The organism is Streptomyces sp. NPDC001502, assembly GCF_042894785.1.
In the GTDB taxonomy this organism is placed as follows: Bacteria; Actinomycetota; Actinomycetes; order Streptomycetales; family Streptomycetaceae; genus Streptomyces; species Streptomyces kutzneri.
This window is the reverse complement of the sequence record NZ_JBIAVW010000006.1, coordinates 20989-44894: the sequence shown is the minus strand read 5'-3', so window position 1 is coordinate 44894 and position 23906 is coordinate 20989. Positions and strand designations below refer to the sequence as shown.

Annotated in this window: 18 protein-coding genes; 5 read left to right on the top strand and 13 right to left on the bottom strand. The window is 71.4% G+C overall.

Annotated features, from left to right (window positions below; translation table 11 throughout):
• Positions 1-69: 69 nt before the first annotated feature.
• The 5 genes from ACFY0D_RS11990 to ACFY0D_RS11970 form a co-directional block, all read right to left on the bottom strand.
• The gene (locus ACFY0D_RS11990) at positions 70-849 is read right to left on the bottom strand and encodes an SDR family NAD(P)-dependent oxidoreductase (RefSeq protein ID WP_390798219.1); all 780 of its coding nucleotides are present in this window, start codon (positions 847-849) and stop codon (positions 70-72) included.
• 7 nt (positions 850-856) lie between these two features.
• The gene (locus ACFY0D_RS11985; protein WP_390798218.1) at positions 857-2032 is read right to left on the bottom strand and encodes an MAB_1171c family putative transporter; all 1176 of its coding nucleotides are present in this window, start codon (positions 2030-2032) and stop codon (positions 857-859) included.
• Positions 2022-2522, bottom strand: a complete 501-nt coding sequence (locus tag ACFY0D_RS11980) for a hypothetical protein (RefSeq protein ID WP_390798217.1) — start codon at positions 2520-2522, stop codon at positions 2022-2024. The genes ACFY0D_RS11985 and ACFY0D_RS11980 overlap by 11 nt, the downstream gene beginning before the upstream one ends.
• 271 nt (positions 2523-2793) lie before the next feature.
• Complete coding sequence (locus ACFY0D_RS11975) at positions 2794-5271, bottom strand: Tex family protein (RefSeq protein ID WP_390798216.1); 2478 nt, start codon at positions 5269-5271, stop codon at positions 2794-2796.
• A gap of 92 nt (positions 5272-5363) precedes the next feature.
• Positions 5364-6227, bottom strand: a complete 864-nt coding sequence (locus ACFY0D_RS11970; protein WP_390798215.1) for a hypothetical protein — start codon at positions 6225-6227, stop codon at positions 5364-5366.
• A gap of 338 nt (positions 6228-6565) precedes the next feature.
• Between ACFY0D_RS11970 and ACFY0D_RS11965 the strand changes: the two genes are divergently transcribed.
• Positions 6566-7684, top strand: a complete 1119-nt coding sequence (locus ACFY0D_RS11965; RefSeq protein ID WP_390798214.1) for a PASTA domain-containing protein — start codon at positions 6566-6568, stop codon at positions 7682-7684.
• Between the two features lie 422 nt (positions 7685-8106).
• Positions 8107-9651 (top strand): M1 family metallopeptidase, encoded by a 1545-nt coding sequence (locus tag ACFY0D_RS11960; RefSeq protein WP_390798213.1) that lies wholly within the window; start codon positions 8107-8109, stop codon positions 9649-9651.
• A 69-nt stretch (positions 9652-9720) separates the two neighbouring features.
• On the opposite strand, the gene ACFY0D_RS11955 is transcribed toward ACFY0D_RS11960, so the two are convergent.
• Positions 9721-10617, bottom strand: coding sequence for an oxygenase MpaB family protein (locus tag ACFY0D_RS11955; RefSeq protein WP_390798212.1), 897 nt, complete (start codon positions 10615-10617; stop codon positions 9721-9723).
• 130 nt (positions 10618-10747) lie between these two features.
• Here ACFY0D_RS11955 and sph point away from each other — a divergent pair, with 130 nt between their 5' ends.
• Positions 10748-11746 (top strand): sphingomyelin phosphodiesterase, encoded by a 999-nt coding sequence (gene sph, locus ACFY0D_RS11950; protein ID WP_390798211.1) that lies wholly within the window; start codon positions 10748-10750, stop codon positions 11744-11746.
• 175 nt (positions 11747-11921) lie between these two features.
• Here sph and ACFY0D_RS11945 read toward each other — a convergent pair whose 3' ends face one another.
• From ACFY0D_RS11945 to ACFY0D_RS11930, 4 genes are all read right to left on the bottom strand, one after another.
• On the bottom strand, positions 11922-12530 hold the full coding sequence (locus ACFY0D_RS11945) for a DUF4352 domain-containing protein (RefSeq protein ID WP_390798210.1): 609 nt from the start codon (positions 12528-12530) through the stop codon (positions 11922-11924).
• A 518-nt stretch (positions 12531-13048) separates the two neighbouring features.
• Complete coding sequence (locus ACFY0D_RS11940) at positions 13049-13330, bottom strand: hypothetical protein (protein WP_390798209.1); 282 nt, start codon at positions 13328-13330, stop codon at positions 13049-13051.
• Positions 13331-13801: 471 nt separating this feature from the next.
• Positions 13802-15523 carry a BCCT family transporter gene (locus tag ACFY0D_RS11935; RefSeq protein ID WP_390798208.1) on the bottom strand — a complete coding sequence of 574 codons (1722 nt, stop codon included), beginning with the start codon at positions 15521-15523 and terminating at the stop codon, positions 13802-13804.
• Between the two features lie 138 nt (positions 15524-15661).
• Positions 15662-17527, bottom strand: coding sequence for an AMP-dependent synthetase/ligase (locus ACFY0D_RS11930; RefSeq protein ID WP_390798207.1), 1866 nt, complete (start codon positions 17525-17527; stop codon positions 15662-15664).
• An 85-nt stretch (positions 17528-17612) separates the two neighbouring features.
• On the opposite strand from ACFY0D_RS11930, the gene ACFY0D_RS11925 reads away from it, so the two are divergent.
• Both ACFY0D_RS11925 and ACFY0D_RS11920 read left to right on the top strand, forming a co-directional pair.
• Positions 17613-18356: a MerR family transcriptional regulator gene (locus ACFY0D_RS11925; protein ID WP_301364828.1), complete on the top strand. Its 744-nt coding sequence runs from the start codon at positions 17613-17615 to the stop codon at positions 18354-18356.
• Between the two features lie 120 nt (positions 18357-18476).
• Positions 18477-19151, top strand: a complete 675-nt coding sequence (locus tag ACFY0D_RS11920) for a 1,4-alpha-glucan branching protein (protein ID WP_390798206.1) — start codon at positions 18477-18479, stop codon at positions 19149-19151.
• Between the two features lie 67 nt (positions 19152-19218).
• Here ACFY0D_RS11920 and ACFY0D_RS11915 read toward each other — a convergent pair whose 3' ends face one another.
• The 3 genes from ACFY0D_RS11915 to ACFY0D_RS11905 form a co-directional block, all read right to left on the bottom strand.
• The gene (locus ACFY0D_RS11915) at positions 19219-21390 is read right to left on the bottom strand and encodes a 3-hydroxyacyl-CoA dehydrogenase NAD-binding domain-containing protein (protein WP_390798205.1); all 2172 of its coding nucleotides are present in this window, start codon (positions 21388-21390) and stop codon (positions 19219-19221) included.
• A 51-nt stretch (positions 21391-21441) separates the two neighbouring features.
• A complete protein-coding gene (locus ACFY0D_RS11910) occupies positions 21442-22656 on the bottom strand; it encodes an acetyl-CoA C-acetyltransferase (protein WP_030008979.1) in 1215 nt (404 codons plus the stop codon).
• Between the two features lie 62 nt (positions 22657-22718).
• On the bottom strand, positions 22719-23861 hold the full coding sequence (locus tag ACFY0D_RS11905; RefSeq protein WP_390798204.1) for an acyl-CoA dehydrogenase family protein: 1143 nt from the start codon (positions 23859-23861) through the stop codon (positions 22719-22721).
• Positions 23862-23906: the final 45 nt, after the last annotated feature.

Below are 23906 nucleotides of genomic sequence, written 5' to 3'. Positions count from 1 at the left end.
CGCCGCACGGGTGGGCCTGAGCGAGATCGCCCGTTCCGGGCCTGCGGCGGGCCCCGGTACCGGGCCCGCTCAGGCCGCCCCGTCCGCCGGCGGCCGGCGCTTGCGGGCCATCCGGGCGGCCACGAACGTACGCGGCAGGTGGCGGGCGGCGAGGGCGTAGGCGCGGTAGCGGCGGCCGGTGATGCTGACCGGGCGGCGCAGGGCGAGGTCCTTCAGGGCCTGCGCGACCACGGCCTCCGGTTCCAGCCAGACCGCGTCGCGCAGCGCGCTGACGTCCATCCCGGCGCGCTCCTGGAACTCGGTGCGGGTGAAGCCGGGGACCACGGCCAGCACCCGGACCCCGTACGGCGCCATGTCCACCCGCAGCGACTCGCTGAAGGCGGTGATCCAGGCCTTGGCGGCCCCGTAGGTCCCGGTCGGCAGGAGTCCGGCCACCGAGGAGACGTTGAGGACCGCGCCCCTGCGGCGTGCGCGCAGGCCCGGCAGTACGGCGTGGGTGAGCCGGAGCGGGACCTTGACCAGCAGGTCGAGCATCCGTACCTCGTCGTCGACCGGGCTGTACGGGAAGGGTGCGGGCAGTCCGAAGCCCGCGTTGTTGACGAGGATGTCCACGGGCCGGACCGGGTCGGCGAGCCGTTCGGTGACGGCCGCGCAGTCCGCCGGGTCCAGCAGGTCGGCCGGCAGCACCTCGGACGCGGTGCCGTACTCCCGGGCCAGTGCGGCGGCGACGGCGTCGAGCCGGTCCTTGTCGCGGGCGACGAGGACCAGGTCGCAGCCCTTGGCGGCGAAGCCGCGGGCGAAGGCCGCGCCCAGTCCGGCACTGGCGCCGGTGATCAGTACGGTGGTCAAGACTCGTTCACTTCCCTGTGGTGGCGGGCGCGGCGTACGCCTGGGCGACGTCGACGAGGAACCGGGCCTCGTCCGCCAGGTCCCCGCCCTCCTGCGAGGTGTGGATCGCAGCGGGCAGTTCCAGCGCGGCCGCCTCGCCCGGCTGCCCGGACGCTCCGTCGAGCTTGGCCTGCCGGGCCTCCTTCAGTACGCGGGCCAGCGCGGCGGCGGTGGCCCGCTGCTCGGGGACCCCGTGTCCGGTGACCTGGCCGCGGGCCTGTTCCAGGGCGCCCGGGGCCACGTACTCGCCCAGGATCAGGATCGCGTCGCGCGTCTCGATGACCTTGCGGTACACGAGCAGGTTGCGCGGGACCGGCGGCCACAGCAGCTCCATCACCCGCCAGGCGCGCGGCTTGTTGAGCGCGACGTGCGGCACCGCTTCCACCAGGTCGCGCCAGAGCGGCCACAGCCGCCAGGCGGTGGCGATGTCGGCGCAGGTGCGCCGGAGGGTGAACAGGGTGGGCACGAGGATCGCGGCGGCGCGCAGCAGGCCGTGCAGGTTCATGAGCAGCGGGAGGGCGGGCATCGCCCAGGTGCTGCCGAACAGGGCCTTGAGCAGGTACGCCAGCCAGAACAGTCCGGCGAGCGCGGTGCCGAGGCCGAACAGCCGCAGCCCGGCGGCCAGGCCCCGGCTCTCGGTACGGCGGCTGTAGCGCGAGCACAGGGCCACGCAGACGATGTTGGCGGTCACGTGCGCGGAGATCAGCACGAGCCAGTACGCGAGGGAGGGCACCGGGTCGCCGGCCGGCGGCATGGTGTGCGTGCCGTGGCCGGGCGCGGCCGCGTCCAGGGCGAGGAGGGCGCCGAGCCAGGCCACGGTGGCGACGCAGGCGGTGAGCTGGAGCCGGCGGCCGCGGGTGGTGGCGGCCACGAAGTAGAGGACGGCGCCGGCCGACAGGACGCCGATGAGGTTGCGGACGAGGCCGATGGTGTGGGCGTAGCCCGGGCCGCGGCTCATCGCGTACGAGACGACGTCCGGGAGGTTGAGGGTCATCGCGGCGGCGGCGGTGGCGACGGCCAGCCACAGGCCGCGCTGCTGGGGGGAGCGCAGGGCTCCGGGGGCGCGGAGCAGGACGGCGATCCACAGGCACGCCACGCTGGGGACGGCGAGCCAGTTGCCGAAGGCGGTCAGGTCAGCTGCCATCGTTGCCCCGCTCGTATCCCATGGCGGACTCCAGCCGGGCCAGGGTGCCGCGCGCGCCGTTCGCGGACCGCGGGCCGGCGTTCGCCGTGCGGATGCGGATCATGCTGGCGAGCATCTCCGCCTCCTGCTCCTGGCGGGTGGTGTAGTTGGTGCGCCCGAGCACCACGGGGGCGTTCCCGTCGGCCTCCTCCCCTTCGAGGGAGTGGTGGCCGAAGAGGATGTGGCCCAGTTCGTGGAGGACGATGTGCTCCCGGTGCAGCGGGGTGGTCTGCGCCTCGTAGAAGACGTAGTCGACGCTGGCCGTGCCCACCCACAGTCCGCAGACTCCGGACTCCGCCGCTTCCTTGGGGAGCGGATGGAGCCGGATGGGGCGGCCGCGCCGCTCGGCTATCCGTCGGCACAGGTCGTCGAGGGAGAAGGGGTGGGTCAGATCCAGATGGCCGAGAATCTGCTCGCACCTCTTGCGGATGCTGAGTTGCCGGTGGGGCATGTGATCCCTCTTCGGACCCTTTCCGGGGCAACGGTGGTAGGCGTGTGTGGGCAGGGGCATGAAGTCCTGTGCCTTCGAGGCGGCCTCGGGGAATGCGGTCCTGAGGGGAAAACGCGGAAGCCCGTCCGCCGAGTGACGAACGGGCGTTCCACCATGCCTACAGATCTTGTACGGGAGTTGGCAAGGCAAGTCCCCTGGTGGGGAAGGTATTCGGCCACTTCGCACGCAGACCGACACGCGCCGGGTGGCTGCAAGACACCCTTGACGGCTCCTACTTCTTGCGGCGCTCCTCGGGGGCGGTGAGGCCCGCACGGCGCAGGGCGTCGGCCATCGCGCTGTTGGCGGGGGCGGGGGCGCTGCCGCCGCCCTGCCGACGGCCCTGGCCGCCCTGGCCGCGCTCGCCCTGGCCGCGCTCGCCCTGACCGCCCTGGCCGCGTTCGCCCTGGCCCTGGTTGCGGCCGCCTTCGCGGGTACCGGACCCGCCGCGCTGCTGCGGCGGACGGCCACCGCCGCCACCGCCGCCGCCCCGCCGGTCCTCGCGCTGGCGGGGAGCGCCCGCGCCGCGCTCCGCCCCGGCCTCGTCCTCCAGCCGCAGGGTCAGCGAGATCCGCTTGCGCGGGATGTCCACGTCCATGACCTTCACACGGACGATGTCGCCCGGCTTGACCACGTCCCGGGGGTCCTTGACGAAGTTCTTCGACAGCGCCGAGACGTGCGCCAGCCCGTCCTGGTGGACGCCGATGTCGATGAAGGCGCCGAAGGCGGCCACGTTGGTGACCACGCCCTCCAGGATCATCCCGGGAGCCAGGTCGCCGATCTTCTCCACACCCTCCTTGAAGGTGGCCGTCTTGAAGGCGGGGCGCGGGTCACGGCCCGGCTTCTCCAGCTCGCGCAGGATGTCCGTGACGGTGGGCAGACCGAAGGCCTCGGTGACGAACTGCTCGGGCCGCAGCGAGCGCAGCACGCCGGAGTTGCCGATCAGGGCCGCCACCTCGCTGCCCGCCGTCTTGGCCATGCCCCGGACCACCGGATAGGCCTCGGGGTGCACGCTGGAGAAGTCCAGCGGGTCGTCCCCGCCGCGGATCCGCAGGAAGCCCGCGCACTGCTCGTACGCCTTCGGGCCGAGCCGGGCCACGTCCTTGAGCCCCTTGCGGCTGCGGAAGGGGCCGTTGGCGTCGCGGTGGGCCACGATGTTCTCGGCGAGGCCGCCGCTGATGCCCGACACCCGCGAAAGCAGGGGCGCGGAGGCGGTGTTGACGTCCACACCGACGCCGTTCACACAGTCCTCGACGACCGCGTCGAGCGAGCGCGAGAGCTTCACCTCGGACAGGTCGTGCTGGTACTGGCCGACGCCGATCGACTTCGGGTCGATCTTGACGAGCTCGGCGAGCGGGTCCTGCAGGCGGCGGGCGATGGAGACCGCGCCGCGCAGCGACACGTCCATGTCCGGCAGTTCCTGCGAGGCGAAGGCGGAGGCCGAGTACACGGAGGCGCCCGCCTCCGAGACCATCACCTTGGTGAGCTTCAGCTCCGGGTGGCGCGTGATGAGGTCCCCGGCCAGCTTGTCGGTCTCGCGGGAGGCCGTGCCGTTGCCGATGGCGACCAGCTCGACGGAGTGCTCCTTGGCCAGGCGGGCCAGCTTGGCGAGGGACTCGTCCCACTTGTTGGCGGGCACGTGCGGGTAGATCACCTCCGTGGCCACGACCTTGCCGGTCGCGTCCACGACGGCGACCTTCACACCGGTACGGAAACCGGGGTCCAGGCCGAGCGTCGCCCGGGTGCCGGCGGGCGCCGCGAGCAGCAGGTCGCGCAGGTTCGACGCGAAGACCCGTACCGCCTCGTCCTCGGCGGCCTGGCGCAGCCGCATCCGCAGGTCGATGCCGAGGTGCACCTGGATCTTCGTACGCCAGGCCCAGCGGACGGTGTCGGCCAGCCACTTGTCGCCGGGACGGCCGCGGTCGCCGACGCCGAAGCGGCGGGCGATCATGCCCTCGTACGTGGACGGGCCCGGCTCCTCGCGAGGCTCCTCCGGCTCCAGGGTGAGGTCGAGGACGTCCTCCTTCTCGCCGCGCAGCATGGCGAGGACGCGGTGCGAGGGCAGTGCGGTGAACGGCTCGGCGAAGTCGAAGTAGTCGGCGAACTTGGCCCCCGCCTCCTCCTTGCCCTCACGGACCTTCGCCGCGAGCCGGCCGCGGCCCCACATGCGCTCGCGCAGCTCACCGATCAGGTCGGCGTCCTCGCCGAACCGCTCGGTGAGGATGGCCCGGGCACCCTCCAGGGCGGCCGCCGGGTCGGCGACACCCTTGTCGGCGTCGACGAACGCGGCCGCGGCCGCGGCCGGTTCCACCGACGGGTCGGCCAGCAGGCCCTCGGCGAGCGGCTCCAGACCGGCCTCGCGGGCGATCTGCGCCTTGGTGCGCCGCTTGGGCTTGAAGGGCAGGTAGATGTCCTCCAGCCGGGCCTTGGTGTCGGCCGCGGCGATCCGCGCCGCCAGTTCGTCGGTGAGCTTGCCCTGCTCCCGTACGGAGTCCAGGACCGCCGCGCGGCGGTCCTCCAGCTCCCGCAGATACCGCAGCCGCTCCTCAAGGGTGCGCAGCTGGGCGTCGTCGAGCATCTCGGTCGCTTCCTTGCGGTAGCGCGCGATGAACGGCACGGTGGAGCCGCCGTCGAGCAGCTCGACGGCGGCCTGGACCTGCCGCTCCCGTACGCCGAGCTCCTCGGCGATCCTGCCTTCGATGGACGTCGTCACGATCGGGTCCCGCCTGCCTTCGTTTGCACTGGAAGGCTGCCAATTGTGGCAGGTGGCGGTGGCGGACGGCGGGAACCCTGCCCGCCCGGCGGTCAGGCCCGGCCGAAGAGGTCGCGCGGGAAGGCCCCGGCGCCTATCGCCTTGGTGACGAAGGCGCTGCCGAGTTCGGCGAGCCGGGCCAGTCCCTCCTCGCCCAGGTGCTCGTACGGGGCCGCGTCGAGGCGGTCGGTGTCCGCCTCCAGGCGTTCGCGCACGGCCTTGCCCTCGTCGGTGAGCTCGCCGTCGGCGTCGAGGATGCCGCGCTCGCGCAGCCGCTCGGTCGCGGCGTCCAGGTCGGACTGCTCCCAGCCGCGGATGGCCTTGATCCACTTCGCGGACATGCCGCGGCCGGTGGCGGTGTGGCTGATCAGGGCCTCCACCGGGTCCAGGCCCGCGAGGAGCAGGGCGGCGAGGTGGCCGTCGCCGCGGTGCTCGCGCAGCAGGGTGGTGGCGTGCCACAGGCGCAGGTGCGGCGCGTCCGGTACGGGGAGGTCGGCGTGGGCGGCGTAGAGCGTGCGCGCGTGCCGGGTACAGGCCTCGGTGGCGAGCATGGCCAGGTCGGCGGCCTCGGCGATCTCGGGCGAGCCGATGGTCTCGGGCCCGAGGAGCCGGCGCAGGGTGCTGTCGGCGGCCCGCAGCCGGGCGGCGAGGACCTGCTCGGGCGTGGCGGTGTCCCACACGGCCGGCAGGTGCCGGGCGATCAGGTCGTGGCGGTAGTTGTAGAACGTGGCGGTCACCGTGCCGGGGCCGACGGCGCCCATGGCGGCGGAACGGCTCGCGAGGTTGACGGCGACCGGGTCCTTGATCCCGAGGGTGGCGAGCTCCGTGCCGAGATCCGGCGAGAAGTAGATCGTCGCGTGCAGCGGGTTGATCGCAGCATGCCAACAGCGACGGGCGGCGAGCAGGGGAAGCGTCATGCACGGCAGGCTACCGACTGCTTGGTATGCCGGGTAGAGCCGGGATCAGTGGTGCGGGTCTCACCATCGGCCCGCCCAGGCGTTGCGGGTCCGGCGGGGCCTGCACCTTGGCGGCGGTTTCGGCGGCGGTGAGCCCGGTGATGGGGATTCGCCCACGTCCGCGCCGGGGCGTATGTAGCGTGCGGGGTAGGCGCCGGCGGGGTCCGACGGTGCCGGGCGGACGTGGGGTCACGCTCGTTTCCGGGTCCGCATTTCGGGCGGGTCCGGCCCGTACCCATCCATGCCGGCAACATCCGGCAGTCGACGAGGCGTTGACTGTTTTCGAGCGAGGAGTGCGCGTGGCCTACGGCCAGCCCCAGCCCCCTTATCCGTACGCTCCGCCGCCGGTAACGGTGCGACCGTGGTGGCAGACCGGCGGGGCACGTTTCGGGTTCATCGGCGCGGCAGCCGTGATCATGGCAGTGGTGGAGTCGCTGGGCGTCCTGGCCATGTTCGCCTCGATAGCCATGGTCTGGATCACCACGAAGGGATTTCGGCATCCGTGGCAGGTGTGGCTGCGGATCGTCGCCACCGTCGGCGCGTTCGTGCTGTGCGCAATGGTCGCGGCCATCGCCCACCCGGCGAAGGGCGAGCCCGAGGCGAAGCCGGCTGCCACGCCGTCCTCCTCGAAGGCTCCGGAGGAAGCGGCGGAGAAGGCGCTGCCACAGCTGGGGGACTTCACGGGCAAGGGCCTGGCGGACGCGCGGCAGGGTGCGGAGGCGGCCGGGTACGCGGTGGGCGTGCGGGACGCGTCGGACCAGTCCCGCAACGTGCTGATGACGGGGAACTGGACCGTCTGCTTCCAGAAGGTCGGCGATCAGGCCGGCGGCGCCGGTGGGAAGAGGAGCGTGGACTTCTCGGCGGTGCAACCGGGAGAGCCGTGCCCGAAGGAGAGCGGCGGTGCGCTCCCGTGGCCGGTGATGCCGAACGTCGTGGGCGCCACCTACAACAAGGCCGTCGCGGATCTCAAGCAGGCGGGTATCGCGCCGGCGCAGGTAAAGCTGGAGGACGTGTACCTGGACACGGACACCCCCACGGCGGAGCAGGCCGCGCAGGACGGTGAGGAGTGGCACGTCTGCTTCCAGGCCCCGGACAAGGACACCAAGGTCACGTCGACCACTGCGATCCGCCTGGAACTCGGGAAGTGGAGCGATGCCTCACTGGTGAAGCAGTGCCCGGCCGCGAAGGGCACCACGTACCTGATTCCTGCGAATGATCCGAACTACAAGCGTCCCGGCAGCCCGGCAGTCGACGACGACTCGTCCGGCTCGGACGACACGACGGGCGGCGCGACGGGCGGCAGCGGCTCGAAGACGGTCAGCCCGGGCGCGTTCTGCTCTCCGGCCGGCGCGGTCGGCACCGCGAACGGGAAGACGTACACGTGCAAGGGCCCGGATCGCAACCGCTGGCGCCGGTAACCCTCGCGCACCTGGCTTCACGGCCCCTCCGTCCACCCGGGCGGAGGGGTCTTTCCGTGCCTGCGACCCGCGCCCCCATGTCTTGGCACCCTGGGTCCCGGCGGTGCCGGGAAGGATCGCGCAGGGGGTACGGACCGACTGCCTCACGCCAATCCGCGGCCAAGCGAAGGCCGGCCACGGGTCGTTCGGCGCCTTCCTCACGGACGCGCCCAGGCCGTCCGGGGCGGATCCGGTCAAGCGGCGGGGATCCCTGCTCCCGACGCGGCTCCCACCCGGTGGATACGAATTTCGGACACATGGCGATCGTGTGACAGCAGGGGCCATGGACATGACCTGAGCCGCCACGGGTGAATACGGTCGAACGACAAGGCCTTGGACCACTGTGTGAACCGATCTGTCTCCCCTACCACTTGGAGCCATTCGTGCACCGCAAAGTCATCGCCCCGAGCGTGCTCGCCGCTTCCCTCCTGCTGGTGATCCCGGCGTCGGCGGCGGGTTCGGGTTCGGGCGCCCCGGGTATCGGCGATCCCTACTACCCGGCCAGCGGCAACGGCGGATACGACGTGTCGCACTACGACCTGCGCCTGCAGTACCAGCCGAAGACCGACCTGCTGGAAGGCACGGCCACCCTGCTGGCCACCGCCAAGCAGGACCTGTCCCGCTTCAACCTGGACTTCGGCCTCCAGGTCAGCGAGATCCGGGTCAACGGGGTCAAGGCGAAGTTCGCCACGTCCGGCTCCCACGAGCTGGAGGTCACCCCGGCGAAGCCGCTGGCGCGCAACACCCCGCTGTCCGTCGTCGTCAAGTACGCCGGGAAGCCCTCCGAGCTGAAGGTGGACGGCTGGACGGCCTGGCAGCGCACGCCCGACGGCGGGGTCGCGGCGCAGGAGCCCGACTCGGCCGTCTGGTGGTTCCCGAGCAACGACCACCCGCTGGACAAGGCCACCTTCGACGTCTCGATCAACGTGCCCGACGGCACCCAGGCGATCAGCAACGGTGTGCTGCAGTCCCAGACCTCGCGGCTCGGCTGGACCCGGTACAACTGGCGTTCCAACAAGCCGCAGGCGACCTACCTCGCCACCCTCGCCGTCGGCAAGTTCGACATCACCACCGACAAGACGGCGAGCGGGCTGCCGATCCTCAACGCGTACAGCAAGGACCTCGGCGACAACGCGGGCGCGGCCCGCGCGAGCGTGGAGCGGACCGGCGAGGTCGCCGAGTGGCTGGAGGGGGTCTTCGGGCCATACCCCTTCAACGCGCTGGGCGGCTACGTGCCGAACGTGACCGCCGGCTTCGCCCTGGAAACCCAGACCCGGCCGTTCTACGGGCCGGGGCAGTTCCGCAACGGGGCCAACGTCTCGGTGGTCGTGCACGAGCTGGCGCACCAGTGGTACGGCGACAGCGTGTCCGTCGAGGGCTGGAAGGACATCTGGATCAACGAGGGCTTCGCCCGCTACAGCCAGTGGCTGTGGTCGGAGAAGGAGGGCGAGGGCACGGCGCAGGAGCTGGCCGACTGGGCCTATGCCCTGCGCCCGGCCGAGGACGCGTTCTGGCAGGTCAAGCCGGGTGACCCGGGTCCGGAGAACCAGTTCCACGGCGCTGTCTACGACCGCGGGGGCATCGCCCTGCAGGCGCTGCGCAACGAGATCGGCGACGAGAAGTTCTTCGAGATCCTGGGCGGCTGGCCGACCGAGCGGGCCTACGGCAACGCCAGGGTCGGGGACTTCGTCCGGTACGCCGAGAAGGTCTCGAAGAAGCCCCTCGCGCAGCTCTTCGAGACCTGGCTCTACACCCCGGGCAAGCCGGAGGCCTCGGCCCTCAACCCGTCGGCGGCCAAGCCCTCGGCCCGCTCACAGCAGTCCGCCCCGGCGAAGCCCGCCGCGGAGCCCCGGTCCTGGAAGAAGATCGCGGAGACCAACACGATCCACGACACCGAGCACGGCTCCGGGCCCGGCCACCGGCACTGAGTCCGCGTCGGCCCCGCCCACCGCGCACGGGCTCCCGCTTCCGGCGGGGGCCCGTGCGTCCCGGGGCCGTCAGCGGCCTCCCGCATGCCACGCGGCCCGCGCCCGGTAGGCGATGGGCAGGTACCGCAGCCGCTCCGGCAGCAGCGGTACGAGGATCCGTACGGCCGTGCTGAACCGCCGGAGCGTGCGCTCCTGGGCCGGGCTCCACTCCAGCCCGATCGCGGCGCGGGCCTCGGGCGGCATGTAGCCGACGGTGACGAAGGCCCGTAGGCGCAGGAACGCGGCCCGCAGCACCGGCCAGGTGAGCCGCAGCAGCAGGCGCACGGCGGGCGAGCCGGCCTCCGGCCGGGGCAGCCGCACCTCGGTGGAGATCAGCTCGCGGGCGACGGCGGTGGGCTCGATCTCCTCGGCCAGCATCCGGCCCCAGTAGGTCCAGTACTCCTCGATGCTCTGCGGCATGTCCCGGTCGTGCAGGCCGAGGATCCGCCCCACCTGGAGCCACTCCTGGTAGAGCTGCCGCTCCTGGGCGGGGGTGAAGCGGCGCAGCAGGTAGCGACCGGCGTACAGGTAGACCGGGAAGCCGGTGGCGTGCACCCAGGCGTAGCAGGCGGGGTCGAGGGAGTGGTAGCGGCGGCCCCGGGTGTCGGTGCCCTGGATGTCCTTGTGCAGGCGGCGCACCCGGCGGCCCTCCTCGGCCGCCTCCTCCCCGCCGTACACCCACAGCTGGACCGAGCGCAGGGAGCGCTCGCCGCGGCCCCAGGGGTCGGTGCGGAAGACGGAGTACTCGTCGACACCGGCCGCGATCGCGGGGTGCGCCACCTGCATGGTGAAGGCGGCGGGCAGCATCAGCAGGGCCCTGACGTCACCGGCGATGGTCCACAGCACCCCGCCGGGCGGGGGCGGCTCGGGGTCGGTGCGGCGCGTGGCCGCAGGTCCGGCGGGGTGTGCTGCGTCCGTCTTCGTCATATGACAAGTATGCGAGCACCGGACGGCCGTCTCACGGACAGAAAGTCTCTGCACGGGTGTTACCCAGAGGTAACTGCTGCTGCTTGTATGACGGCGTCGATCTTCCCCCGCAGGAATGATGGAGACCTTCATGCTGCTTTCCTCGCCCCGCTCGCGCCGCGCCGCCGCCACGGCCGTCGCCGCGGTCGCCGCGGGCGCGCTGGCCGCCGCCACCGCGCCTGCCGCCTCGGCCGCGGAGACCGCCGCCACCCCGCGGCTCAGCGTCCTGTCGTACAACGTGTTCCTGATGAGCAAGAACCTGTACCCGAACTGGGGCCAGGACCACCGGGCCGCCGAGATCCCCAGGGCCTCCTTCTACCAGGGCCACGACGTGGTCGTGCTCCAGGAGGCCTTCGACAACGGCTCCTCGGACGCGCTGAAGGCGAACTCCGCCGCGCAGTACCCGTACCAGACCCCGGTCGTCGGCCGCAGCAAGAGCGGCTGGGACGCCACGGGCGGCGCGTACTCCGCCACCACCCCGGAGGACGGCGGGGTCACGATCCTCAGCAAGTGGCCGATCGTCCGCAAGGAGCAGGTCGTCTACAAGGACGCCTGCGGCGCCGACTGGTGGTCCAACAAGGGCTTCGCCTACGTCGTCCTGAACGTGAACGGCACCAAGGTGCACGTGGTGGGCACGCACGCGCAGTCCACCGACCCGGGCTGCGGCGCGGGCGAGGCGGCGGAGATGCGCGCCCGTCAGTTCCGGGCCGTGGACGCCTTCCTGGACGGGAAGAACATCCCGGCGAACGAGCAGGTCATCGTGGCGGGCGACCTCAACGTCGACTCGCGCACCCCCGAGTACGCGAGCCTGCTCGCGAACGCCGACCTCGCCGGCTCCGACAGCCGCACGGGGCACCCGTACTCCTTCGACACCGCGCTCAACTCGATAGCGAACTACCGCTACCCGACCGACCCGCGCGAGGACCTGGACTACGTCCTCTACCGCAAGGGCAACGCCCGCCCGGCGGGCTGGGAGAACAACGTGGTCAAGGAGCAGTCTGCGCCCTGGACGGTCTCCAGCTGGGGCACCTCCTACACCTACACCAACCTCTCCGACCACTATCCCGTTGTGGGGCATGTGGCCCCGTAGCCGACCGAGCTCTACTCAGCTGGTCGTGGGCTCCTCAGCAGACACAGCGTCCGCCGGAGCCCACACCGGCACCACGCCCAGCCTGTGCACCGAGGCCGGAATGATCGCGGCCTGAACACGGCTACGCCCCACCCCCCGGAACGGCCGGGAAGTGGGGCGCGGTGGCTTGCGGACGTCAGGACACGTCGGACCGGACCGACTTCCCGATCAACCCGTCGGTGTACGTTACCGACTTCGGCGTGAACGATCCCTTCCCGGTGACCGCACCCGTCACGTTCTCACCCGGCGCGAGCTCCACCGTGGCGATCTGCTCCTTGTCGACCCCTAGCTCGGCAACATGCTTGGTGCCGTTCGAGTCGGTGATCGCGAAGTACAGCGGATTGACATTGATCGGCTTCGACGAGTTGTTTGTGACCGTCACCGATACGCTCGTGTAGTCGCTGCCCTGCGCAATGATGCTCTTCTCGAACTCCGTCTTCTTCGCTGCCACCACGACCTCGGCCTTCTTTTCCGGCTCAGCCGACGACGGCTTGGACTCGGGGGCCTTCGCTGGCGCAGACGACACGGCGGCCGACGGCTCGGCGGTCCCCTTCGACGTCGTGTCGTTGCTGCTGTCGCCGAGGAGTGCGCCGAGGATGGCGAGGAGCACGAAGAGGCCTACGATGCCGAGGCATCCGAAGCCGACGATCTTCCCAGCGTTGGACTTCTTCGGCTGCGGCGGGGGCGGGGGCGGGTATCCGTACCCCGGCTGCGGCTGGCCGGGCGGCGGGAACTGCTGAGACATGGAAACCCCCAGAGGATGGGTGCGAATCCGGCCACCGTATGGGGATGCGTGTGGCCGGGGGCACGAGTAGCCGAACCGTGACAATCGAAGATTCAACTACGTGACTGGGACTCATGGAGGACGGATCCAACAAGGATCCCGACCGCCCCTGCAACCCCTCCCCCGCCCAGCCACCACCCCACACCGACGCTGAGCGCGATGACGAGCAGGTGCTCCCGGCCTCACCCTTGAAATTGGTGGACCGGCGTGCGGCCGCCGGCTTCCCTTCGTTCATCCCGGAAAGCAGGGCTGCGGCGCAGCTTGAGCACAGCGAAACCGTGACCCCTCCAGTGCCGATGGCGGGGAGTCTCCCACAGCCGGATTCACGCCTCTCTCTTGGCTTCCGGCGCAGGTCTACGGTGGTTGCGCCGGGGGCGCCGACAAGCTGGTCGAAGACGGCGATGAGCGCACCGGCCTCGCTCGGCGTGAGGAGAGCCGCTCGCCGGGCTGATCCATGAGGTCGTCGAAGTCGGCGGCGGTCATGATTGCGGCTTGGCGGCGTCCGTGAGGAGCGGGTAGGTGTCGGGGTACTCGTCCCGGACCTGCTCCAGCGACATCGCGTCCCAGTCCATGACGATGCGGTCGCCCGCGAGAGGGAAGTACGGGCAGAAGACCCCATCCCACTGCTCGTTGAAGTGCTGGTGACCGACCTCGTCATCACTGAACGAGGGCTGACCGCAACTGCGGCATAGCGTGATGGGGCCCGTGTAGCTCTTGAAGGAGACCATGTCCGTCCAACGGGTGCACCCCTCTGCGGTCACGCGCGGCGCAGCGCCCATCCGGGCTCAGGTGCCACCCACACGCCGGGGCCGCCCCACTCGATCGGCGGCCACTCCGTCTGATCGATCCAGTCGGCCCGCTCATCCGCTCCGTGCACGGGCGCGACAACTCGGCGGCCGCTGGTCGGGGCGACGGAGTGGACGGTGACCTGCGCCTGATCGGCCGTGAATCCGGACTCTGACGGGCCGTCGCGAAGGCCCTGCCGCCGGCGACGCCATTCCTCGTGGCGCTCGGCATGACTAGTCCTGGTCTTCGGCTCGCCGCCAGGGCCGGTCCCCAGGGCGCAGGTCTGCGGCGGCGAGCAGCCACTCGGTCTCTCTCCGACCACTACCCGCTGATCGGACGCTGAGCGCTCGCTGTCGGATCGGGCCGGTACGGCCCGATCCGACAGCCCCGCCCGACAGCCCCGCCCGACAGCCCCGCCCGACAGCCCCGCCCGTCAGGGACGGCCGTCAGGGACGGCCGTCGGGTGGCGGGGACGCCGAGGGCGGCCGGGCCGCCTCCGCGTCCGCCTCCTGGTCGCCGGACGGGCCGATGCGGATCTCGAACTCGCCGCCGTACTCCTCGTGGCCCGCGGCCACGGCCACGGCCACCGCTTCCTCGCCCTGTTCGCCCTGGATGATGAGCGGGTCCCGGCGCAGGTCGCGCATGAGTGCCACACACATACCGATCATGACCAGGGTGAACGGCGCCGCCACGAGGATCGTCAGGTTCTGCAGTCCGGCGAGCGCGTCGCCCTCGCCGTTGCCGATGAGCAGCATCACGGCCGCGACGGCGCCGGTCACCACGCCCCAGAAGACGACCACCAGCCGGGACGGTTCGAGGACGCCCTTCTGCGAGAGCGTGCCCATCACGATGGAGGCGGCGTCCGCGCCGGAGACGAAGAAGATCGCGACGAGGATCATGACCAGCAGGCTCATGACGGTGGCGGCGGGGAACTGCTGGAGCAGCCCGAAGAGTTGTCCCTCCGGGGTGCTCTCCTTGGGGAGGTCACCGCTCTCCTGGAGCTTCATGGCCGTGCCGCCGAAGACGCAGAACCACAGCAGGCTGACCGTGCTCGGTACGAGGATGACCCCGCCGATGAACTGCCGGATGGTGCGGCCGCGGCTGATGCGGGCGATGAACATGCCGACGAACGGGGTCCAGGAGATCCACCAGGCCCAGTAGAAGACCGTCCAGCTGCCCAGCCACTCGGCGACCTGGCCGGCGCCGGTGGCCTCGGTACGGCCCACGAGCTGGGGGAGGTCGCCGAGGTAGGCGCCCAGGGACGTGGGCAGCAGGTCGAGCACGATGATGGTCGGCCCGGCGATGAACACAAAGACGACCAGCACCAGGGCGAGCACCATGTTGATGTTCGACAGCCACTGGATGCCCCGCTCCACGCCGGAGACCGCGGAGGCGACGAAGGCGACGGTCAGGACGGCGATGATGCCCACGAGCAGCGCGGTGCTGACCGAGTCCATCCACCCCAGCTCACGGAATCCGCTGCCGATCTGGAGAGCTCCGAGGCCCAGCGAGGCGGCGGAGCCGAAGAGGGTCGCGAAGATCGCCACGATGTCGATGACCCGGCCGGCGCCCCCGTGGGCGTGCCGGGCGCCGATCAGCGGCTCGAACACGGCACTGATCGTCTGGCGGCGGTCGCGCCGGAAGGTGCTGTAGGCGATGGCGAGCCCGACGACCGCGTAGATGGCCCACGGATGGAGCGTCCAGTGGAACAGGGTGGTGGCCATCGCCGTCTGCATCCGCTCGGCGGAGTCGACCGGGTGCGTGCCGGGCGGGGGCGTCCCGTAGTGCGTCAGGGGTTCGCTGACGCCGTAGAACATGAGCCCGATGCCCATGCCGGCGCTGAACATCATGGCGACCCAGGAGACGGTGCGGAACTCCGGGACCTCGTCCTCGTGGCCGAGGCGGATCCGGCCGTAGCGGCTGATCGCCAGCCAGAGGGCGAAGACGACGAAGCCGCTGGCGGCGAGCATGAAGGCCCAACCGCCGTTGTGGATGAGCCCTTCGAGCAGGCTGCTCGACACGCTCTCCAGCGAGTCCGTCGCCACGGCGCCCCAGAGGACGAACGCGAGGGTCAGGCCCGCGGTGACCCCGAAGACCACCTTGTCCGTGCGGGAAGGCTGATCGGCCGGCAACGAAGCCCCCTTCCCCGAAGGACTGGAACCACACATCGTGACAGAGCGTCATGCATTTCACATTTAAGCTCATATCAACCGATGAGGGCCGCAGGGCGGCCGCGCGGCGGTTCACCCGCTACACGGCACCGGTGCGGTGGGCTCGATCCCGCCCACCGCACCGGTCCGTCCGGGCTACGCGGACGCGGACGGCTCCTCGTACGGCTCCCCGTACGGCTCCTCGTACAGGCCGTCGATCAGTGCGCCGTACTTGTCGCGGACCACGCGGCGGCGGAGCTTGAGCGAGGGGGTGAGTTCCCCGGTCTCGGGGCCCCACTCCTCGGTCAGCAGCCGGTAGCGCTTGATCTGCTCGGTCCGGTTGAGCCGGGCGTTGGCCGCCGCCACCGCGCGGGCGATCTCCTCCCGGACGGCCGGGTGCGCGGCGAGTTCGGACGGGGAGGCGGCCTCGATGCCCCGGGCGGCGGCCCAGACCGGGGCCAGTTCCGGGTCCAGGACCAGCAGGGCGACGAGGTAGGAGCGGCCGTCGCCGTGCACCAGGGCCTGGCCGATCAGCGGGTGCTCCTTGACCGTGTTCTCCACCAGGGCGGGCGAGACGTTCTTGCCGTTCGAGGTGATGATCAGTTCCTTCTTGCGGTCGGTCAGCCAGAGGAAGCCGTCCTCGTCGACCCGGCCGACGTCCCCCGTCGGGAACCAGCCCTCGGTGTCCGCGGCGCTCTCCACCGAGCCGTCCGGCCGCAGGTAGCCGCCGAACACGGTCGCCCCGCGGGTGAGGATCTCCCCGTCCTCGGCCAGCCTCAGCTCCAGCCCCTCGATCGGGCGGCCCACCGAGCCGAGCCGGAAGCCGTCCGGGCTGTTGACCGTGCACACGCCCGAGGTCTCGGTGAGCCCCCAGGCGTCCATGATGGTGATGCCCCAGCCGGCCCAGAAGCGGACCACGTCGATCGGCATCGGCGCGGTGGCGCTGGCCGTCCACATCAGCCGGTCCATGCCCGCGAGCCGCAGCAACGGGTCCAGCACCTGCTCCTTGGCCGCGGCGTACGAGGCTTCGAGTGCGGCCGGCACCTCCTCGCCGCGCTCGCGGTGCCCGGCCCGGGCGCGGGCCAGGTCGCCCGCGGCCTCGATGGCTCCGCGCTGCGCCTCGGGGAGCTGCGCGAGGACCGCGCGTACCGAGGCGGCGAGCTTCTCCCACACCCGGGGCACGCCGAAGAACTGCACCGGGTGCAGCTCGCGGACCGCCCCCGACACGGCGGCGGGGTCGGCGCAGAGCCGGACGTGCGAGGCCCGCAGCAGGGGCAGGTAGATCCCGAGGACCCGCTCGGCTATGTGCGCGAAGGGCAGGTAGCAGATGTGCTCGGCGTGCTCGGGCAGGTCCACGTGCCGGTCGAGGCGGACCGCCTGGAGCATGAGGTTGCGGTGGGTCAGCCGTACGCCCTTCGGGTCACCGGTGGTGCCCGAGGTGTAGACGACGGTCAGCGGGTCCTCGGGGCGGATCTCCTGCCAGGCCTTCTCGAAGGCGTCGGCGCGGTGGAGCCGGGCCCCGCCGGCGTACAGGGAGCCGTAGGTGGAGTGCCCGCCGGCCTCGGCGGCCGCGGCCACGACGAGACGCTCCAGGGGCACGTCCGGGTCGGCCAGCAGCGGCTCCCAGCGCAGGAGTTCGCGGGCGCCCTCGACGACGGCGATCCGGGCCCGGCTGTGGCGGGCGATGTGGGCGATCTGCTCGGGCGCGGAGGTCCCGTACACGGTGACGGGCACGGCGCCGAGGTGGACGAGGGCGAGGTCGCTGAGCCAGTGCTCGGGGCGGTTGCCCATCATCATCAACACGTGTTCGCCGCGCTCGACGCCGAGGGCGGCGTATCCGGAGGCGAGGACGGCGACCTGGCGGCGCACCTCGTTCCAGGTGAGGGTCGTCCACTCGGCGGCGTTGGGGCCGGACCGCCAGGAGAGGGCGGGGAGCTCCCCGTACTCGGCGGCGTTGCGGGCCAGCAGGGCCGGCAGGGTGATCTCTTCGGGTCGTCCGGGCAGTCGCAGGTTCGTGGTCATGGGCAGCTCCTGGCCGTTTCACATCGTTGGTGCGACAGCAATACTGTTGAACCCAAGCTGTGGAGCAGAGAGCGAGGCGCAGACGATGGCCGACCAGGCACCCGAGCCGATGCTCACCGTCGACGAGCTGGCGGCCAGGGCGGGCGTCACCGTGCGCACCGTTCGTTTCTACAGCACCCGCGGGCTTTTGCCCCCTCCCGTGATCGGTCCTCGTCGGGTGGGGCACTACGGGCCGGAACACCTGTCCCGGCTGGCGCTGATCGAGGAGCTGCAGCACCAGGGCATGACCCTGTCCGCCATCGAGCGCTATCTGGACGCGCTGCCCGACGATCTGAGCGCACACGACCTGGCCATCCACCGTGCGATGGTGGCGAGTTGGGCTCCGGACGCGGCCCAGGAGGCGTCGCGGGAGGAGCTGGAGAAGCGGGCGGGGCGGAGCCTGTCGGACACCGATGTCCGGCGGCTGACGGCGATGAACGTGCTCGCCGCCTCGGGGGACGGGTTCCGGGTGGACGTGGGGCTGCTGCGGCTGGGGGTCGCGCTGCTCGACGTACCGATCGCCCACGAGACGATCCTCGCGGCGCGCCGGGTGCTGATGGAGCATGCCAGGTCGGCGGCGCACGAGCTGACGGCGCTGTTCCGGGACGAGGTGTGGGGGCCGTTCACGGAGGGCGAGAGCGATCCGGAGCGGGTGGAGTCGATGAAGGCGCTGTCGGCGCACATGCAGCCGATGGTGGTCCAGGCGCTGGTGACGGCCTTCCAGCGGTCGCTACGGGAGGAACTGCGGGCGGCGTTCGCCTCGGAGCCGGAGCCGGAACCCGGGGGCTGAACCGGGGCTGAACCTGGGCCGAACCGGGGGCCGGCCCTGAGGGGGAACCGGGGGTGGACGGCGGCCGCGCGGCCGGTCGGCGGCCCAAGACGCCCCTGGCGCCCGGGTAGTTTGTGGATCATGGCAGTCATTCACCGCACCACCATGTCGCCCGGCAAGCTCGAACTCCTTGCCGGCTGGCTGCCCCTGCGCCCCTGGTACCGGGGTGGCACGGGTGGCCCGCAGCTCTCCAAGGCCGGTGGTTTCCGGCTCGACGACCCCGAGGGTGAGGTGGGCATCGAGTTCATGGTGGTCACCGACACCGGCGGGGACGGGCCGGTGACCCACCTGGTCCCGCTCACCTACCGCGGGGCCCCGTTGAAGGGGGCCGAGGACGGCCTGATCGGCACCTCCGAGCACGGTGTGCTGGGCCGTCGCTGGATCTACGACGGGACCCACGACGTCGTCCTGGTCGAACAGTTGCTGGCCCTGCTGGCGGGCGGCACCACGGCCCAGGACCAGAACGAGAGCGGCACCCCCGACCCGACGGTCGAGGTCCGTACCGAGGGGGCCGGGGTGCCGCAGGGCCTGACCGGCCCCGGGACCGTGACGGACACCGCCGACGCGAGCCTGGTCACCGTGGGCCCGTTCCTGCGGGAAGGCCCGGTGTCGACCCTGACCGTGTCCCGCGTGCTGCAGGACGGCCCCGCCCCCGCCGGGGACGGCGTACCCGGACGGATCCTGGCCGGCTGGTCCGCCCCGGACGGCGCGCGACGGCACGGGCTGTTCGCCCACCTGGCCACGTTCGGGGAATGAAAGGACAGGACCGAAAGGACAGACGGCCCCGGGCCCGCTCGCGGGCGGGCCCGGGGCCGTCGCGGGATCAGTCCGCGTAGGTCTCGCCGCGCTCCGCCTTGGCGATCAGCGAGGCCGGCGGGGTGAAGCGCGCGCCGTAGGTGCCGGCGAGCTCGCGGGCACGGGCCACGAAGCCGGGCAGACCGCCCTCGTAGCCGTTGATGTACTGGATCACGCCGCCCGTCCAGGCCGGGAAGCCGATGCCCATGATGGAGCCGATGTTGGCGTCGGCGATCGAGGTGAGCACGCCCTCGTCGAGGCAGCGGACGGTGTCCAGGGCCTCGGAGAAGAGCATCCGCTCCTTCATGTCCTCGAACGGGATCTCGTACCCCGGCTTGGCGAAGTGCTCGCGCAGGCCCGGCCAGATGCGGGCGCGCTTGCCGGACTCGTCGTACTCGTAGAAGCCGGCCCCACCGCTGCGCCCGGGGCGGCCGAACTCGTCCACCATGCGGTCGATGACCGCGTCCGCGGGGTGCTCGGTCCACGCCTTGCCCTCGGCCTCGAAGGCCTTGCGGCTCTCGTTGCGGATCTTGCGCGGCAGGGTGAGGGTGAGCTCGTCCATCAGCGAGAGCACCTTGGCCGGGTAGCCCGCCTGGGCGGCGGCCTGCTCGATCGAGGCGGGCTCGGCGCCCTCGCCGATCATCGCCACGCCCTCGTTGATGAACTGGCCGATGACGCGGGAGGTGAAGAAACCGCGCGAGTCGTTGACCACGATCGGGGTCTTGTTGATCTGGCGGACCAGGTCGAAGGCGCGGGCGATGGCCTCGTCGCCGGTCCGCTCCCCCTTGATGATCTCCACCAGCGGCATCTTGTCCACGGGCGAGAAGAAGTGCAGCCCGACGAAGTCGGCCGGCCGCGACACCCCTTCCGCGAGGCCCGTGATGGGCAGCGTGGAGGTGTTGGAGCACAGCAGCGCGTCCGGCTCGATGACGTCCTGGATCTCCTGGAACACCTTGTGCTTGAGGGAGGTGTCCTCGAAGACGGCCTCGATGACGGCGTCGCAGCCCGCGAGGTCGGCCGCGTCGGCCGTCGGGGTGATCCGGGCGAGCAGCTCGGCGCGCTTGGCCTCGGTGGTCCGGCCCCGGGAGAGCGCCTTGTCGAGCAGCTTCTCGGAGTACGCCTTGCCCTTGGCGGCGGCCTCGGCGGTGACGTCCTTCAGCACCACCTCGATGCCCGCGCGGGCGCAGGAGTAGGCGATGCCCGCGCCCATCATCCCGGCGCCGAGGACGGCGACCTTGCGGACCTTGCCGGGCTCCACGCCCTGCGGGCGGCTGCGGCCCGCGTTGACGGCCTGGAGGTCGAAGAAGAACGCCTGGATCATGTTCTTGGCGGTCTGGCCGGTGACCAGCTCGGTGAAGTAGCGGGCCTCGATGGTCAGGGCGGTCTCGAAGTCCACCTGGGAACCCTCGACCGCGCAGGCCAGGATGTTGCGGGGGGCCGGGTACGGAGCCCCGTTCAGCTGCTTCTTCAAGTTGGCCGGGAAGGCCGGGAGGTTGGCGGCGAACCTCGGGTTGGACGGCGTGCCGCCCGGGATCTTGTAGCCGGGTACGTCCCAGGGCTGCTTCGACTCGGGGTTCGCGTCGATGAAGGCGCGGGCCTTGGCCAGCATCTCCTCGGGGGTGGCGGCCAGTTCGTGCACCAGGCCGTTGTCCAGGGCGCGCTGCGGGGTGTACTGGGTCCCCTGGAGCAGCACCTTGAGCAGCGCGTCGGCGATGCCCATCAGGCGCACGGTACGGGTGACGCCGCCACCGGCGGGGAGCAGGCCGAGGGTGACCTCGGGCAGGCCGATCTTGGAGCCGGGCGCATCGAGGGCGACGCGGTGGTGGGAGGCCAGACAGATCTCGTAACCGCCGCCGAGGGCCGCGCCGTTGATGGCGGCGACGACGGGCTTGCCGAGGGTCTCGATCCGGCGCAGGGAGCGCTTGATCTCGGTGCCGGTGTCGAAGGCGATCTGCGCGTCCGCCGGGCGGAGCCGGATCATGTCCTTGAGGTCGCCGCCCGCGAAGAAGGTCTTCTTGGCGGAGGTGTAGATGATGCCGCGGATGGAGTCCTTCTCGGCTTCGGCGCGGTCGGCTACGCCTGCGATGGAGTCCTTGAAGGCCTGGTTCATCGTGTTGGCGGACTGGTCGGGGTCGTCGAGGATCAGGGTGACGACGCCGGTCTCGTCCTGTTCCCAGCGGATCGTGGTGGACTCGCTCATGGTCACTGCTTTCGTTTCGGAAGGTCCGGTGGGCAGGGGGAACAGGGCGGATCAGAGGCGTTCGACGATGGTGGCGACGCCCATGCCGCCGCCGACGCAGAGGGTGACGAGCCCGTAGCGCTTGTCCTGGCGTTCCAGCTCGTCGACGATCGTGCCGAGGATCATCGCGCCGGTGGCGCCGAGCGGGTGGCCGAGCGCGATGGCGCCGCCGTTGACGTTGACCTTGTCGAGGGACAGGCCCATGTCCTTGACGAAGCGCAGGACGACGCCCGCGAAGGCCTCGTTGATCTCGACGAGGTCGATGTCGTCGATGGTCAGCCCGGCCTTGGCGAGGGCCTTGCGGGTGGCGGGGGCGGGGCCGGTGAGCATGATGGTGGGCTCGGAGCCGGAGACGGCCGCCGAGACGATCCGGGCGCGCGGGGTCAGCCCGTTGCGCTCCCCCGCCTCGCGGGAGCCGATGGCGACGAGCGAGGCGCCGTCGACGATGCCGGAGGAGTTGCCCGCGTGGTGGACGTGGTCGATCTTCTCGACCCAGTGGTACTTCTGCAGCGCGACCGCGTCGAAGCCGCCGAGCTCGCCGATGTCCGCGAAGGAGGGCTTCAGCTTGGCGAGGGTGTCGGCGGTGGTGCCGGGGCGGACGAACTCGTCGTGGTCCAGGACGATCAGGCCGTTGCGGTCGGTGACCGGGACCACGGACTTCGCGAAGCGGCCGTCCTTGATGGCCGCGGCGGCGCGCTCCTGCGACAGGGCCGCGTACTCGTCGACGTCGCGCCGGGAGAAGCCCTCGATGGTGGCGATCAGGTCGGCGCCGATGCCCTGCGGGACGAAGCCGGTGTCCCAGTTGGTCATCGGGTCGGCGAACCAGGCGCCGCCGTCGGAGGCCATGGGGACGCGGGACATGGACTCCACGCCGCCCGCCAGGACCAGGTCCTCCCAGCCGGAGCGGACCTTCGCGGCGGCCAGGTTGACGGCCTCCAGGCCCGAGGCGCAGAAGCGGTTCTCCTGGACGCCGGCCACGGTGTCCGGGAGCCCGGCGGCGATGGCCGCGATACGGGCGATGTCGGAGCCCTGGTCGCCGACCGGGCCGACGACGCCGAGCACGATGTCGTCGATGGTGGCGGGGTCCAGGCCGGGGTTGCGCTCGCGCAGGGCGTCGATGAGTCCGACGACCAGGTCGATCGGCTTGGTGCCGTGCAGGGCGCCATTGGCCTTGCCGCGGCCGCGCGGGGTGCGGATCGCGTCGTATACGTAAGCTTCGGTGCTCACTGGTCAAGCCTTTCGGAGGTGTCCAGGGGGAAGATGTCGAGGGGGGAAGTGTCCAAGGGGGGTCAGCCGAGCAGCGAACGGCCGATGATCTCCTTCATGATCTCGGTCGTGCCGCCGTAGATGGTCTGGATGCGGCCGTCGGTGAAGGCCCGGGCGACCCGGTACTCGGTCATGTAGCCGTAGCCGCCGTGGAGTTGCAGGCAGCGGTCGGCTACGCGTTTCTGCAGCTCGGTGGCCCACCACTTGGCCATGGAGGCGTGCACGTGGTCCAGCTCGCCGTTCGCGTGGTCCGTGATGCAGCGGTCGAGGAAGGTCCGGGTGACGGCGACCTCGGTGGCCATCTCCGCTATCTCGAACCGGATGTGCTGCAGCTTGGCCAGCGGCCGGCCGAAGGCCTCGCGCTCCTTGACGTACTGCGTGGTGATCTCCAGCAGGTGCTCGGCGGCGGCGATGCCGGCCATCGCGATGCCCATCCGCTCCTGCGCGAGATTGGTCATCAGGTGGACGAAGGCGCCGTTCAGCTCGCCGAGCAGGTTCTCCTTCGGGACGCGTACGTCGTTGAAGAACAGCTCGGCGGTGTCCTGGGACTTCTGGCCGATCTTGTCGAGGTTGCGGCCGCGCTCGAAGCCCTCCGCGCCGCGCTCGACGACCAGCAGCGACAGGCCGTGCGCCCCGCCCTCGGGGGTGGTCTTGGCGACCACGATCACCAGGTCGGCGAGGATGCCGTTGGAGATGAAGGTCTTGGAGCCGTTCAGCACCCAGTGGTCGCCGTGGTCCTCGGCGGTGGTCCGGATCCCCTGGAGGTCGGAGCCCGCGCCCGGCTCGGTCATCGCGATGGCGGTGATGGTCTCCCCGGAGCAGAAGCCGGGCAGCCAGCGGCGCTTCTGCTCGTCGGTGGCGAGCGAGGTCAGGTAGGGCCCGATGATGTCGTTGTGCAGGCCGATGGCCAGCCCGGGGGCGCCCGCGCGGGTGAACTCCTCCGCGATCACGGCGGCGTAGCGGAAGTCGGTGTTCCCGCCGCCGCCGTACTCCTCCGGCACGGCGAGGCCCAGCAGCCCCTGCCGGCCCGCGGCCCGCCAGGCCTCGCGGCTGACGATGCCGTCCTTCTCCCACTGCTCGTAGTGCGGCAGCACCTCCTTGCTGAGGAAGGTGCGTACGGTCTCGCGGAACGCCTCGTGGTCGGCGTCGAAGATGCGGCGTTGCATCGGGGCCCCTTCAGCGGGTCGGGGTGGATCCGGGTGGGTGAGGGA